At 56.9% G+C, this 14,132-nt stretch carries 14 protein-coding genes; 8 read left to right on the top strand and 6 right to left on the bottom strand.

Annotated elements, in window-relative coordinates; translation table 11 throughout:
• Nucleotides 1-140: 140 nt before the first annotated feature.
• The 4 genes from NLK60_RS18380 to NLK60_RS18365 form a co-directional block, all read right to left on the bottom strand.
• Nucleotides 141-1,463, bottom strand: a complete 1,323-nt coding sequence (locus NLK60_RS18380) for an RNA-guided endonuclease InsQ/TnpB family protein (RefSeq protein ID WP_254811042.1) — start codon at nucleotides 1,461-1,463, stop codon at nucleotides 141-143.
• 218 nt (nucleotides 1,464-1,681) lie between these two features.
• Nucleotides 1,682-2,086 (bottom strand): winged helix-turn-helix domain-containing protein, encoded by a 405-nt coding sequence (locus NLK60_RS18375; protein WP_254811041.1) that lies wholly within the window; start codon nucleotides 2,084-2,086, stop codon nucleotides 1,682-1,684.
• 98 nt (nucleotides 2,087-2,184) lie between these two features.
• Nucleotides 2,185-2,607 (bottom strand): hypothetical protein, encoded by a 423-nt coding sequence (locus NLK60_RS18370; RefSeq protein WP_254811040.1) that lies wholly within the window; start codon nucleotides 2,605-2,607, stop codon nucleotides 2,185-2,187.
• A gap of 271 nt (nucleotides 2,608-2,878) precedes the next feature.
• On the bottom strand, nucleotides 2,879-3,721 hold the full coding sequence (locus tag NLK60_RS18365) for a universal stress protein (RefSeq protein ID WP_254811039.1): 843 nt from the start codon (nucleotides 3,719-3,721) through the stop codon (nucleotides 2,879-2,881).
• A gap of 389 nt (nucleotides 3,722-4,110) precedes the next feature.
• Here NLK60_RS18365 and NLK60_RS18360 point away from each other — a divergent pair, with 389 nt between their 5' ends.
• From NLK60_RS18360 to NLK60_RS18340, 5 genes are all read left to right on the top strand, one after another.
• A complete protein-coding gene (locus tag NLK60_RS18360; protein WP_254811038.1) occupies nucleotides 4,111-4,260 on the top strand; it encodes a DUF7512 family protein in 150 nt (49 codons plus the stop codon).
• 3 nt (nucleotides 4,261-4,263) lie between these two features.
• The gene (locus NLK60_RS18355; RefSeq protein ID WP_254811037.1) at nucleotides 4,264-5,286 is read left to right on the top strand and encodes a sulfite exporter TauE/SafE family protein; all 1,023 of its coding nucleotides are present in this window, start codon (nucleotides 4,264-4,266) and stop codon (nucleotides 5,284-5,286) included.
• 49 nt (nucleotides 5,287-5,335) lie between these two features.
• Nucleotides 5,336-7,186 carry a cation:proton antiporter domain-containing protein gene (locus NLK60_RS18350; RefSeq protein WP_254811102.1) on the top strand — a complete coding sequence of 617 codons (1,851 nt, stop codon included), beginning with the start codon at nucleotides 5,336-5,338 and terminating at the stop codon, nucleotides 7,184-7,186.
• A 248-nt stretch (nucleotides 7,187-7,434) separates the two neighbouring features.
• A complete protein-coding gene (locus tag NLK60_RS18345; RefSeq protein WP_254811036.1) occupies nucleotides 7,435-8,829 on the top strand; it encodes a protein adenylyltransferase SelO in 1,395 nt (464 codons plus the stop codon).
• A gap of 520 nt (nucleotides 8,830-9,349) precedes the next feature.
• Nucleotides 9,350-9,928, top strand: coding sequence for a cadmium resistance transporter (locus NLK60_RS18340; RefSeq protein ID WP_254811035.1), 579 nt, complete (start codon nucleotides 9,350-9,352; stop codon nucleotides 9,926-9,928).
• 372 nt (nucleotides 9,929-10,300) lie between these two features.
• On the opposite strand, the gene NLK60_RS18335 is transcribed toward NLK60_RS18340, so the two are convergent.
• Together NLK60_RS18335 and NLK60_RS18330 are read right to left on the bottom strand one after the other, a co-directional pair.
• A complete protein-coding gene (locus NLK60_RS18335) occupies nucleotides 10,301-10,756 on the bottom strand; it encodes a universal stress protein (protein WP_254811034.1) in 456 nt (151 codons plus the stop codon).
• Nucleotides 10,757-10,875: 119 nt separating this feature from the next.
• Entirely contained in the window at nucleotides 10,876-11,850 is a 975-nt protein-coding gene (locus NLK60_RS18330) for a diacylglycerol/lipid kinase family protein (RefSeq protein ID WP_254811033.1), read from the bottom strand.
• Between the two features lie 96 nt (nucleotides 11,851-11,946).
• Here NLK60_RS18330 and NLK60_RS18325 point away from each other — a divergent pair, with 96 nt between their 5' ends.
• From NLK60_RS18325 to NLK60_RS18315, 3 genes are all read left to right on the top strand, one after another.
• Entirely contained in the window at nucleotides 11,947-12,177 is a 231-nt protein-coding gene (locus NLK60_RS18325; protein WP_425461882.1) for a hypothetical protein, read from the top strand.
• 192 nt (nucleotides 12,178-12,369) lie between these two features.
• Nucleotides 12,370-12,774: a helix-turn-helix domain-containing protein gene (locus NLK60_RS18320; protein ID WP_254811032.1), complete on the top strand. Its 405-nt coding sequence runs from the start codon at nucleotides 12,370-12,372 to the stop codon at nucleotides 12,772-12,774.
• A 4-nt stretch (nucleotides 12,775-12,778) separates the two neighbouring features.
• Nucleotides 12,779-14,014: a M20 family metallopeptidase gene (locus NLK60_RS18315; protein ID WP_254811031.1), complete on the top strand. Its 1,236-nt coding sequence runs from the start codon at nucleotides 12,779-12,781 to the stop codon at nucleotides 14,012-14,014.
• Nucleotides 14,015-14,132 lie beyond the last annotated feature (118 nt).

Genomic DNA, 14,132 nt, shown 5'->3' with positions numbered 1-14,132 from the left:
GTTGAATGAGATGCCGGTGAGATGTTCGTCTTTGAGTTCAGGGGTCGTTTGTTGGTACTTTCCGGCACTTGTCCCGATACACATCACGGTACAATCAGTGGCACTAAACGGGTGTGTATCGTGAGGTGAACTACTCCTGCCTACTCAGCCGCTTTCACGGCTTCCTTGAGGCAGGAGCTTCCTGTTTCAACGACACGACTTGCAGACACAGAACGAGCGTCCACAGCGTCCACGAGAACTCCGTTCTCGTGTGGCCCATCAGAACCGACGGTTCTGAGGACAGTCGCAGTCTTCACAGGCGTACCTTTGGAGTGAACCACTCCTAGTTTCTCCAGACCACGCGATTTCACGTTCAATGCGGCGTTCCAATCTCTATCCAACTCGAACCCACACGATGGGCACGAGTGTTCGCGAACCCACAGCGGCTTCGCAGTCTCTACCCCACAACACGCACACTCTTTAGTCGTGCCGCGAGCAGTCACTTCCACGTAGTGTGTGCCGTGCTTGTCACAGTGGTGTTCAAGAATCGAACGGAAATCGCTCCATCCGACCTCGGATTTGTTCCGAGCGTTCCCCTCGGATTCGAGCATCGACTGCACGTCGAGGTTCTCAACGAACACAGCGTCGTACGCTGTCGCGTAGAAGTGCGCGAGCTTGTGCTTGTAATCGCGCTTTTTGTTCGACATCCGAGCGTGAACCTCGGCCACTCGACGGCGTTGTTTCTCCCAGTTGTTCGACTCATATTGCTTGCGAGAGAGCGAGCGTTGCTCGCGTTCGAGTCGCTCTCGCTCATCTGATAAGTCGAGTCGCCCAATGGAAAGCCCGTCAGAATCGTGAACGAAGTTGAGCACACCGAGGTCGAGACCAACCGTGTCCTCTGCATCGATGGCTTCTGGGTCTGGTTTCTCTGGTTCATCGGTGCTGATGCAGAACGAGGCATACCACGCTCCTGTCGGCTCTTTCTTCACCGTGACCTCTTTGATAGCGTCGTGCTCTGGCAGGTTTCGGTGGAGTCGGATTGGAATTTCGAGGGTTTCACCGCGAACCTTTTTGAGTCGCAGAATTGCTCGGTCTCTCGGGCCACTCTTCGTGTCGAGTTCGAAGCCCGATTGCCGATACGTGAAACTCCGGTACTCACGCGGTTTCTTCCAGTTCAACGAGCCAACGCTGTATCCCTTGGCTTTCAGTTTGCCGAGGTTGTTGATGTTGGTTCGGATGCGTTCGACGGCTTTCTGTAACACGGTGGAGTAGACTTGTTTCAGGTCGCTCCACTGTTGTTTGAGTCTGGGGAGGTCGTCTCGGACTTGCCAGACGCGCTGTCGAAGCGTGCCGTCGTCTTCTGGTAGCTTGTTGAATTCGTGGAGTGCGTGGTTGTACACTTGTCGCACGGTGTTACGAGTCCAGTCGAGTCTCTCCCGCTGTTCGCTCGTCGGGAAGAGTCGGTATTTTGGACTGTACACCATGTGACTTGCTTTCGTCTTTGGATTATAGTTAGTTAACTGCTCTGATTAGAGTGGTTGTGAGTCGGGCGGGCACTGTATCCCCTCCCTGCTCACTCGCCTTCGGCTCGTTCCCTGAGGAAGGGGGCTTAGCGCCCTCTACTTCAGCTAAGACAACAATTGGTCTCTGAGGATGAGCACCTGTTGGGTCTTGTGCCCAGCAAACATCACCTGCTGATAGTTTACTCATTTAACTCGTCTTCCAACTCTGCGAGTTCTGCATCGAGTTCCTCGTCAGTGCGACCCTCACCAATTTGTTTCTCGGGTTCTTCGGGAGTGGCGTCCGCATCGCGGTGGTGACCGAACATCATATCTACTTGGTTGAGACTAGAGACGTACCGTCGGATGTCTTCCCGTTCGCTCAGAGCGTAGTAGTAGCCGTCGTCCGTTTTCCCGATATAGCCGTCGTCGTAGAGACGTTTGAGTGTGGTTGTAGCGGTTCCTCGGGGGATGTCGAGGGCTTCCTTGAGATCCTGTGGGGAGTATCCCCACTCAGGATTTTGGTACAGGTACGCCACAATGTCTGACTTCGTGGTTCCTGGCCGAAGGGTAAGTTCGGAGTCGTGGTCTTTGAGGAGTACCGGCATAGTGTACCCAGATGTAGTCGGTTGTATCGTAAAGGTATTTCGGTCAGTTCGCAGCTCTATGGATCGTGGTGAACGATCCTAGGACACGCTAGACCGTATCAGGAATCCTCGCTCGAGGCAACGGCCCGATTTATCGCCACCGTTCGCTCACCGACAGACCAGCCGATGAGCGCCAAGCCCACGTAAACACCGACTGCGAACGGAAGATGTCCGACGGGGACGGCGGACAACGAAAATCCAAGCGTATCCAGAAAGAGGCTGCCGAGAATCGAGAGGACGAACAGCCCGGCACCGTAATCGGTCGCTCCCAGTCGAGGCATCGGATCGGGGTTCGAGAAGAGACGCCCGAGGCTATAGAAAACGAGCGTGAAGCCGATCCAGCCAGCAAAGAGGTACACAGAAGCGACGAACAGTTCCTCGGGGAACACTCGAGGAAGAAACACAAGATGGACGAGACCCGTTACCAGTATCGAACCGACCAGTACCACGAGCAGAACCGGGCTCCGCTGATCAGCGTTCATCGCTCGAGAATACACACACGGACGACATATACCTACTGTCGATTGACCGTTCAATTGGTCTGTTTTCAGTAGCAATTTAATATTGTTTTTGGATCAAGTGCTATTGAACTACAATCATCAGAGTGGAGCCAGGCGAACGTCCTTCCGAGCAATTCTTTGTGAGGACACGGCGCCTCGATCAGCTTTCGTCTCCGATTACCTCGAGTGACACCCGTCACAGACACTTCCACGAGTCTCCGTTCGACTAGCTGCCGTTTTACCGGGAATGGACTCAACGCTGTCCCGGCGGCACCAGCAACACGTTCCCGTTCGCACGGACGATGATGTCCTCGGAGACACTGCCGAGCAAAAGTCGGCGCAGGCGGCTATGCCCTCGAGAGCCGACCAGCGTCGTCGTCGGTTCGAACTCGGCTTCGGCGGCCAGGATTTCGTCCGACGGGTCACCCGACCGCACTTCGTATGTCGTTTCGATACCCCAGTCCTCGAGGGTACCAGCGAGGGTTGCGAGTTCCGCTTCGGGATCTTCATCCTCGGGCAGGCCGGGGTCTTTGGGCGTCTGGACGTGTACCAGGTGCGCCTCCTTGGTCGCATGCCGCAATTGTGTAAACCACTCGAAAGCCTGTTCGGCGTTGTCCGAAAAGTCCGTGGCAAAGAGCATTCGCTGGAACAGATGCTGTCGGAGAACGTCCGGATCCTCGGCTTCGCGTTCGATTCGGTTGACGAGTAACGGTTTCGTCGTCGACCGCGACAGGTTTCGCGCCGTCGAGCCGATCACACGGTTCTCGAGCGGACTCTTCCCGCGTGAGCCGATAATCGTGAGACTCGCTCCAATCGTTTCGGCGATGCCGTTGATTCGTCGGTGTGGGGTGCCGCGCACGACGTGGGTTTCGACGTCGAACCCGTGGTCGGTGATAACCTTCTTGTACCGTTTGAGTGCGCGCTTGCGACGTTTTTCGAAATCGATTCCGGGCATACCCGCATAGACGTTCGAGGGAATAACTGTCACGAGGTGTATCTCCTCGATGCCGATTCGACCGAGACACTGGAGGCAGGTCTCGCTCTCGATGGTCGCCTCACTCGCAGCCGACAGGTCAGTGGCACAGACCGCTTTCATAGTGCATCTACGAACTGGAGCTATAATATTGTTTGGTTTATCCAATACACACCCGTTGCCGTAGGTGCATCTTCTTCGGTTATCATCAGTGAATCACGCATGAGAGCACCTCCATGAGCGCGAAAATATACTAATGGGACGAAACTCATCTTCATCCTCGCTTGTGAAACGTTCTCACGACCAGTTGCGCGCCAGATATACTGTATTCGATGTACAGCACCTCTATATTCAAATAACGTATGGGAATATTTCTATAGGATACCAATCCCATACTCTGCAGTAATATTGTGCTCCAGTCCCAAAAGCGTTATACGTATGCTCGGAGTATCCAGTAGTGAGTAAGAAACCATGATCCGTACACTACTGCGAACCGTGGAGGTGGGATGTCGATGATCGATGTTATCTCAGTCCCTCCCGTCGTGCAAGCCGCACTCCTCGTCGTAATCGTCCTCGTAGAGGCCGTAGGCCTCTACGCTGGGTACGGTGCCCTCGAGCGAGTGGTCGGACCGTCGATTATCGAGACAGTGGAGAACGTCTAAGCAATGGTTGTACTCGGGCTCACGATCGAGCTACTGATCCTGTTCGTCGCCTTCGGCTTCATGGTCGGAGTCTTCTTCGGGTTCTTCGGGATGGGCGGGTCCTTTTTGGTCACGCCAGCCTTGCTCATTCTCGGATACCCTGCTCCCGTCGCTATCGGCAGTTCGATGGCATTCGTCTTCGGGACGGCCATTATCGCCACGATGAAACACCACGACGTCGGTCAAGTCGATTACAAACTCGGCGCGCTGATGTTCGTCGGGATCGCTCTCGGCATCGAAGCCGGAAAGATGGGCGTCTACTTCCTCGAGACACTCGGCCAGGCAGAAATCGTCGTCGGCACCGCGTACGTGTTGTTACTGGGTGCCATCGGTGCGCTGTTCCTTCGCAGTGCACTCGCCGCTGAAGATAACGACGATGACGAGCCAAAAGACGAGGACGATATCCCCGAAATCGCGAAAACGATTAAATCGTACAACATCCCGCCGATGGTGACGCTCACCGACGGCTCGAAGGCCTCGATGTGGACCATTTCCGGCGTCGGTGGCGGCGTCGGTGTCGTCTCAGGATTCCTCGGCGTTGGTGGCGGATTCCTTCGCATGCCCGCGATTTACTACCTGATCGGTGTGCCCCTCGCGGCAGCCGTCGGGACCAGTCTCTTCGGTGCACTCATGTCCGGTGCTGTCGGGTCGTTCACGTACGGTCTCGACGGTGTCGTCGACCTTGGCATCGTGACGGCATTACTCGCCGGGAGCGCACTCGGGGCACGAATTGGCTCCGCCTCGACAGCCTACGTCGATGAGGACGATGTGACGATCTACTTCGGTATCATGCTCATATTGGCCAGTATCGGTGTCGCGTTCGGCGAACTGTCGAACTGGCTCAACATGCCGGTGCTGAATCGAGTCAGCTTCGTCCTCCTTGTCGGCTCCTCAGCGTTCGTCACGGTCGTGATTTTCTACTACGCGATCAAGTCCGTTCGAACGAACGAACACCGTGCAGCCGCGCCTGCGGGAGGGGGCGAGTGACGACCTGCTCTCTCCACCCAGTGACCGAACGCCAGGGTGAGTATCGATGATGCTGATCGCCGTCGTTGCCCTCATCCTGGCGCTCGGTGTCGCTTCTCGAGTGATCGCTGACCGCGTTGGCATCCCCAGCGTGTTGTTCCTGATCATCGCCGGCATCGCAATCGGACCCGAAGTCCTCGGTATCGTCACTCGAGATACCTTCGGCGGCGGCCTCTCCGCGATGGTCGGTGTCAGCGTGGCGATCATCCTGTTCGAAGGTGGGTATCACCTCCACCGCCACAAGCTTCGAGATAGCCCAACAGCTCTCTTGCGGCTGACGACGATCGGGGCACTGATCACCTGGCTCGGAACAGCAGTCGCCGTCGTTTACTTCCTCGAGACCTCCCTCGAGGTCGGCTTGCTCGTTGGCGCACTTCTCATCGCGACGGGACCAACGGTGATCGGCCCAATCTTGCAGGTCGTAACCGTCCGCGATCACGTTGCAGCGGTTCTCGAGGGCGAAGGTGTGATCAACGACGTAACGGCTGCCATCCTCGTTGTCGTCGTGTTCGAGGTACTCATCGTCGGCAGTGGCGGTGTCTTCGCTCTATTTGGGGACTTCGCCATACGTCTAGCTATCGGCCTGGGTGTGGGACTCCTCGTCGCTGCCGCCGTCTGGCTAGTACTCACTCGCGGTCGACTCGCCCCCGGTGACGCACCACTTCACTCGCGACTCATCGTCCTTGCGGCAGTCGTCGTCGCCTACGGTGGCGCAGAACTCGTCGCGAGCGAAACGGGAATCGCCGCTGCCGCGATGGCCGGGTTCGCACTCGGTAACGTCGATCTGCCCCACCACGAGGACGTCATCGACTTCCTCGATGACCTGTCGGTCGTCGTCCTGTCGTTCGTCTTCGTCGCGCTCGCTGCCCTGATCGACTTTTCGGACATCCTCGCACTCGGTGTCGCCGGCGTCGCAATCGTGATCGCAATCACCCTCATCCTTCGGCCGGCGGTCATCTACCTCTCGACGACCCACGAACGATTCACGCGAAACGAGCGCCTCTTCCTGAGCGCGGTCGGCCCGCGGGGCATCATCCCCGCAAGCGTCGCCACGCTGTTTGCCGTCGAACTCCAGGCGCTCGGTCGCCAACAGGAAGCCCAGTTGCTGGCCGGAACCGTCTTCCTCATCATCTTCGCGACGGTTATCCTCCAGGCCGGCCTGGCACCACAGATTGCACGAGCCCTCAACGTTTCACCCATGCGCACACTCATCATTGGCGCGGGACGGGTTGGCCTGTCCCTCGCCGAACGACTCGAAGCAGATGGAGAGAACGTCCTGCTCGTCGATTCGGACCCCGACGCCGTTCACGCGGCTCGAAAGCGGGGTTTCAGAGTCGTCGAAGGGGACGGATCAACCGCCGCGACGCTCAAAGAAGCCGGTATCGAGAACACCAAAACGGTCATCGCCACGACGCCCGACGACGACGTCAACTTGCTCGTCTGTCAGCTCGCCCAAACCACGTTCGATACGGAAACGGTCGCCTCGAGGGTCAACCACCCGGATAATATGGACGCGTTCGAAGCGCTCGGTGTCCAGGCCATCGACCTCTCGATGGCGACCGCCTGGTCGCTCGAGAACGTCCTCGAGCGGCCCTCGCTGTCGGCCTGGATGAACGAACTGGGCCGAACCGGCGACGTTCAAGAAATCGAGGTAACGGCGACGGACCTCGTCGGCCACTCGATTGCCGAGGTCAATGCCGAAATTCCTGACGGCTGTATCGTCGGGTTGTTGACCCACAAGGAGGGCGATACGGAGGTCCCCACGGGCGATCACGAACTGCGCCCCGGCGACCGCGTTACCTTCCTGGGCCAGTCCGGGGCTGTCGACCAGGCTATCAAGCGCTTCCATCCCCACGACTAATCCGAGTATTTGACCCTTTCTCTAGCCAGTGTGTATTTGTATCCAGCCACAAAGCTCGAGAGGCATCTCTCGATTGAGATATTGGACGATGTGGCTCTGTTGAGATCCTCAATGGCTGATAGAATTCGGCTGCTGCATACAGAGCGTGTATGCAGCACGCGCCGATTTGAATCTCTCTACTGACTGCTTCTTAACATTCTCAAGGGCAAGTTTATTAAAACGAACAAGATAACACTACATAAGACAATATGACCTTTTCATTTGACACCACTTACAAAAATTTGGACGCAACCCTCTATTCGAGAGTAACGCCGAAAAGTATCGCTAACCCAGAAATTTTGATTCGTAATCACGGGCTCTGTGCTGACCTTGGATTGGATCCAGCGGAACTCAATGCTACCGTTCTAGCAGGCCAAGACCTCTTAGAAGAACCAATCGCCCAGGCATATGCAGGCCACCAGTATGGGAGTTTTACCGTCCTGGGCGACGGCAGAGCGATGATACTCGGCGAACATGTACACGAGGGTCGTAGATACGATATTCAACTGAAAGGTTCCGGTCGAACGCCGTACTCGGGGAGAGGCGACGGCAACGCAACTGTCAGCTCGATGCTTAGAGAGTATCTGTATTCGTATGCGATGCAGAATCTACAGATCAAAACATCGAGGAGTCTAGCGGTCGTCGAAACTGACGAAGCGATCCGACGACGACGGACGGAACCTGGAGCCATTCTCGTCCGGGTGATGAACAGCCACATTCGATACGGGACCTTCCAGTACGTTGCAGGCCGAGCAGCCGATGAGCTACAGCGATTCACTGACTACGTTATTGACAGACACTACCCACAGCTAACTGCAACGGATCGTCCGTACATCGATTTCTTTGATGCTGTCATGCAGTCGTCGATCGAGATGGTTGTCGACTGGCTGCGTGTCGGATTCGTCCATGGCGTAATGAATACGGACAACATGAGTATCGATGGAGAAACACTTGATTACGGACCCTGTGCGTTCATGAATTACTATGATGATGAGGCGGTCTTCAGCTCGATCGACAAGCACGGGCGATATGCGTTCGGCAATCAGCGACCCATTTTGCGGTGGAATCTCGAACGCCTCGCAGAGGCGCTCCAACCGCTGTGTACACGAACGGCGCTCACGTATGATGAGATCGAAGGTAAACTGGACGAATTTGACGATCGATTCGATGCCCAATACTACACGATGATGCGAAAGAAGCTGGGTATCACCTCGGATGACGGGGAAACGCTCGTCGATGAATTCCTGGAGTGGCTCCGCAAGTCGAACGCAGACTATACCAATACGTTCCTCGAATTAGAGACGCCCGGTACGTTTGATGACCCAGCGTTTGCAACTGCAGAATTCGAACAACTCAGGGATGAACTGGCTGCTGTCGGCCTAGATGAGGAGTTGATGCAGGAAGCCAATCCGCGGTACATTCCCCGCAACTACCTGGTTGAAGAGGCACTGGACGAGTATCTCGAAACTGGGACGCTATCAAAATTCGAACGGTTATTGACCGTGTTGGAAAATCCCTATACATCGAAGGATATCGGTTCACAATTCCAGCAACCACCGCCACGAGAATTCGATACGGAGTATACAACGTACTGTAATACGTGAGCCAATAGTACCAAAGTAGGTATACTCATCAACTCGCCATTGCTCAGACGAGGACCCTATCATCGGGCAAACAGTAGTTACTGTTGATGAACTGCTGGGCATCGCCAATCGAGAGAGCAGTATTCAAAATGCAAGACTCGCGCCTTGTATCTTGCACGCCTCGCTCAACCTATGCCCCAAGTGTCACAACTGGCGTGCAACATCCAGAGCATGTATGTATCACTGGTCTCCGCGCGAGCGAAGCGAGCGCGGTTCCCGGGCAGCGAGGCCGAAGGCCGAGCTGTCCGCCTTTTTCATCGAAGTTTTTGCACCGAGTGGTTCGCCTGTGGCGAACCCGAGGTGGAAAAAGTTCGCGCTGTGTATTCATCACGACTCCTAAAACCTATCACCAACAAAGGGTTTCAACGGAGCCGCCGATTTTAAATTCGACGGTTTCGCAAAAGTAGTCAATGGAACAACAGAGCTGAATGACATAGAGGGGAACCAATATATGATTTCGATATAAAACCTCGAGTATCCCGTGGAGACCGTCTTACTTCTGGCTGTCTGGTTGTTTATCCTAACCCATCTTGATGCGTTACTCGTTATGGGGGCATTTTGTGCGGACAACGATTACCAGATCTGGGAGGTGTTCATCGGGCACTACGTGAGTTTCAGTATCGGCCTGGTCGCTGCGGTCATCGGAGCTATCGTCGCTGCCGAATTCCTCAGGGAGTGGACGTTCATATTGGGAGTCATACCCCTCGGTATCGGCCTCTGGGGACTCATCCGTCGACCGCCAGAGACGAGTGTCGAGCACATCCAGGCCGTGCCGAACACCGTTGGGCGTATCAGTGTAGTGACCATCACCGGAATCGGTCTGACGGGTGAAAACCTCGCGGTGTTTATTCCGTTTTTCGCCGACCTCTCCTCGAGGGAGTTGCTGGCGGTCGTTGGCGTCTACTTGGTAGGTGGATTACTCCTGTTTCTCACCGCTGCCTTGCTCGTCTATCGCGTTGCATTCGACGGGATTTCTGACCGGGTCGACCGTTGGCTCGTTCCCACTGTGCTCGTCTGTGTTGGTGGGTATGTCGTCGTGAGTGGATTGTACATTACGTGAACCGCCTCGGGGTCAAGTGGTTCGAAAGGCCTCGGGCCTTTCGTCATCAAGCGAAACCATCGGTTTCGCGGACATCGCGAAGCTTTGCTTCGCTCAGTCACGGAAGATCGAAGATATTCCGAACGATCCCGAGGCACTCGGCCTGCTTTTTTGTAGAGTACGACGGATGAGGTGACCCGAAATATTTCGTTTTCGAACTTGGAGTCTCTGTCGAGGAGCGCAGTTATGGCCTATAACTCCTCAGTCGGGTCGTAGATCCCACTTTCATCGCTCTCCTCGCCGGTCCATCGGTAGTCGTGAGGTCCTCAACGATATTCGACGTCGCCGGCGATCACCGCCTCGACGTCCGACAGCCGTCGATAGATGTCCTCCTTACTCCCCGTCTTCGGACAGCTGAACCACGAGTACGGGAACGTCGCTCGTGCGCACGATCCGCTCCGTCACACTCCCGATGAGATAACGCGACAGACCGCTGCGCCCGTGTGTCCCCATCACGATCAGATCGGCGGCGGCGTCCTCGGCGTATTCCAGTATCTCCTCGTAGGGCGTTCCTTGGCGGACGACCGTGACGATGTCGACGCCCTCGCGTCGTGCCCGTTCTTCGATCGCCTCGACGGCGCGTTTCGCCTCGTCTTCGAGCGGTTCGATCGTCTCCTCGAAGTCTGCGCTGTCACCCCCGAGATACCCGATCTCGAGTAGTTCGGCGACGTCTATCACGTACAACGCGTGGACGGTCGCGTCGTACTTCCGGGCGATGTCGAGCCCGTTGCCGATCGCGGGGTCCGTCCCTTCGCTTCCATCCGTCGGAATGAGAATTGTTTCGTACATCGGTGCGCGCCCAAACGGCAAGACAGACGGTCCACGAGTGTATAGCTTTTCGCTCGATCCTCCGATCCGCTACGACGGACGAGACGACCACGTGGACGAAAGGATCACCACCGTCCGTATCAATAGTCGGATACCAAATCGTAATCGCGCCCGACGTAGACAGATAGTTGTTGCGCGAGCATCCGGACCTCTATTTCAGTCGCCAATCGGAGCTCGCCGTCCAGACTGAACGGGATGGGGTCGGATTGACGGGCGGCGATCGTAAGCGCCGATCCTTCGCGGCGGGTTATCGGGCCGTCGCCGAATATTCCAGCCATCGTCCGCGAGTCCAACAGATCGGCCCTCGGACGATCTTCGACGATCAAAACGTCGAACCGCCCATCCTCGGGATTCGTCGCCGCGAGCCCCCGAAAAGCCGGGAATCCAGCGGCGTTTCCGACAAACAACAGGAAGACGTCGCCGGACCACCGGTCGTCGGCTCTCCCCTCGTCGCGTATCGTCACTCGCAACGGCCGCCCCTCGTAGTCGGAGAGCAACCGGAGCGCCGTCCGAGCATATGCGAACACACCCAGCCGACGCTTTGCTTCGTCCGTCGTTGTCGTGTTCGCTTCCGCAGTCACCCCGACGAGACAGGTCCCGACGAACGGTTCGTCGTTCGCAACTCCGACGTCGATCCGCCGGGTCTTGCCCCGCTCGATCGTGCGAAATCCCTCCTCGATGTCGGCAATCCCGAGCCGTCTCGCAAAGACATTCGCGGTCCCAGCAGGGACGACCGCACAGTCTACCTCCGCAATAGCTCCGACGTCGTAGAGTCCGGCGACGACTTCGTGTACCGTGCCGTCGCCCCCCGCGACTGCGATCGCGGAAACGCCCGCGTTCGCAGCTCGACGCGCGATCTGTTCGGCGTCGCCGCGGCCTGTTGTCTCGTGAACCTGGAATCCGTGTTCTATTGCACGAGACTCGACAGCGAGGGCGTGATCTTCGTTCCCGCTCACCGGGTTCAAAACGAGGATTCGCTCGGAACCGAACGCATCCGAACCCTCTACCCGGCGGCTACGGCACGTCTCTCCCTTGCCGTCCCGCGATCGCTCCATCGACAGTATATCGTGTGGCGACGCAGATAAAACCGCGTAACGGGACCTCGGCACCAGTCAAAACAGGTTCGGAACCAGCACGTAGCTATAGCCCTGGTGGCGTTGCCTACCGGCACCATGGTGATGCAGATAATCGATTTCTACAGCTCGCTCGAGATGCCGCCGACGCGGTACGAAGAGATCTTTCGAATGCTCGATACCGGTAAGCTCCGCCCCGCCGATGCCATCTCTGGAACCATCGACCTCGAGAGCGTAAACGAAGAACTCGAGGCGATGGCAGACTTCGAGACGGTCAGCAACCGGTCATCGAAGCGTTCTAGAGTCTGAGGGCGCAATTGAGTAACGATTCCAACGGAGCCGAATTGGGAAACACAAGTTGCGATTGGTCCCTCGAGTGGTACTCGACCGAACACCAGTTTCGGAGTCTGCAAGTCGCCCTATCAGGACAAAAACCGCAGCTCATCGGGATTGTGCAATATTCACACAACCCTTATACCAGTGGGGTTCGTATCGCTACTCATGGCAAACTCGATGGCAGAACAACTGCAGCAGGATATGCAGTGTGAAGGCCTGCTGGAGTGTATCCACGGGCTCAAGCAACTCGATAAGGAGTGTTTTCAGGCGCTCGTCCAGAGCGATGACCCGCTGACGATCGACGAAGTCGCTGAGAAAGTGGACCGTGAACGCTCGACGGCTTATCGGGCAATTCAGCGATTGCTCCAGAGTGGCTTCATCCAGAAAGAACAGATCAACTACGAACAGGGTGGATACTACCACGTCTACCGGCCAACCGATCCAGAGCAGATCGCCAACGACATGCAGCGCATGCTCAACGACTGGTACGCCAAAATGGGCCAGTTGATCCAGGAGTTCGAGGACAAATACGACCAGAACATCGAACGACAGTTACAAGCGAACAGCTAGGGTCGTGGCCTTCGATCTGTCACCGGTTACTCGAGACGAACTCGTCACACGAACACTCGAGTTAGTCGGCCACGAGACGTCGAACCCGCCGGGTGACACCCGTGCGATCGTTCGCTCGCTCGAGGACACCGTTTCAGCGTCCGGTCTCGAGACCGAACGATTTGCAAGCGATCCAGCCAAGCCAAACCTGCTCGCGACGATACCCGGAACGCGCGAGGAAACCGTGTTGTATAGCGGCCACCTCGACACCGTCCCCTACGATCCTGACGGATGGTCGTACGACCCGCTCGGCGAACGCGTCGAGGACAGGGTGTACGGACGCGGGACGACGGATATGAAAGGAGCGGTTGCAGCGATGGTCGAACTCGCACGATACTACGCGACGAGCGACGAGAAGCCACCACTCACGCTCACCTTTGCGTTCGTGAGTGATGAAGAAGTCGGCGGCCCTGCCGGTGTGAAGGCACTGCTCGAAGCCGACAAACTCGAGGCGGACGCCTGCGTTATCGGAGAACCGACCTGTACCAGCGATGCGCACTCGGTGACGGTGGCTGACCGGGGCAGCATCTGGCTCACCCTCGAAGCCACGGGCGAGTCGGCACATGGCTCGCGACCAATGCTCGGGACCAACGCGATCGATCGCCTCTGGGGGGCGATTACGAAAGTGCGAACCGGGCTCGAGGATCAGCCGCTGTCGATTCCGCCCGAGGTAGAACCGATTCTCGAGGAGTCACTCGAGTACTACGCACCATCGATGGGGCGGGAGGTCGCGCGCGACCTGTTTCGGTATCCGACGATCAATCTGGGAACGATCGAGGGCGGTGATGCCGTCAACAGCGTTCCCCGGTTCGCTCGAGCGGAACTCGACGTGCGATTGAGCGCCGGTGTCGATACCGAGAGTCTCCTCGAACAAATCCGTTCGTGGGTGGCCGACGTCGAGGGTGTCACCATCGCCGACGTCAGCTGGAGTGTCGGTTCCTCCGAACGGCCGGATAGTCCGCTCGTGACAGCCCTCACTGAGGCGGCTGAAACCGTCCTCGAGACCCGTGTATTCAAACGAAGTGCGACCGGCGGCGGTGACGCAAAGCGATTACGACAGGCAGGCATTCCCACCGTGGAGTTCGCCGTGGCGACGGATACAGTGCATGCCTGTGATGAGTACATCACTGTCGATGCGCTCGCTCGGACGGCGGCAGTCTATCACTCGTTGCCTGCGGTACTTGCGGAGCAATTGGCGTGACACCTCAAGGAACGGTGACGTCCCGTGACTCCCCGAATTGCACATCTTGATCGACAAGCAATATAGCACTATTTGAGCAAAACACCAGAGATAGTCGATTCGTCGAAGCGAGCCACGT

This window comes from Natronosalvus amylolyticus (assembly GCF_024298845.1).
Taxonomy (GTDB): domain Archaea; phylum Halobacteriota; class Halobacteria; order Halobacteriales; family Natrialbaceae; genus Natronosalvus; species Natronosalvus amylolyticus.
The sequence above is the reverse complement of the archived record's forward strand: the minus strand, read 5'-3'. Positions and strand labels throughout refer to the sequence as shown.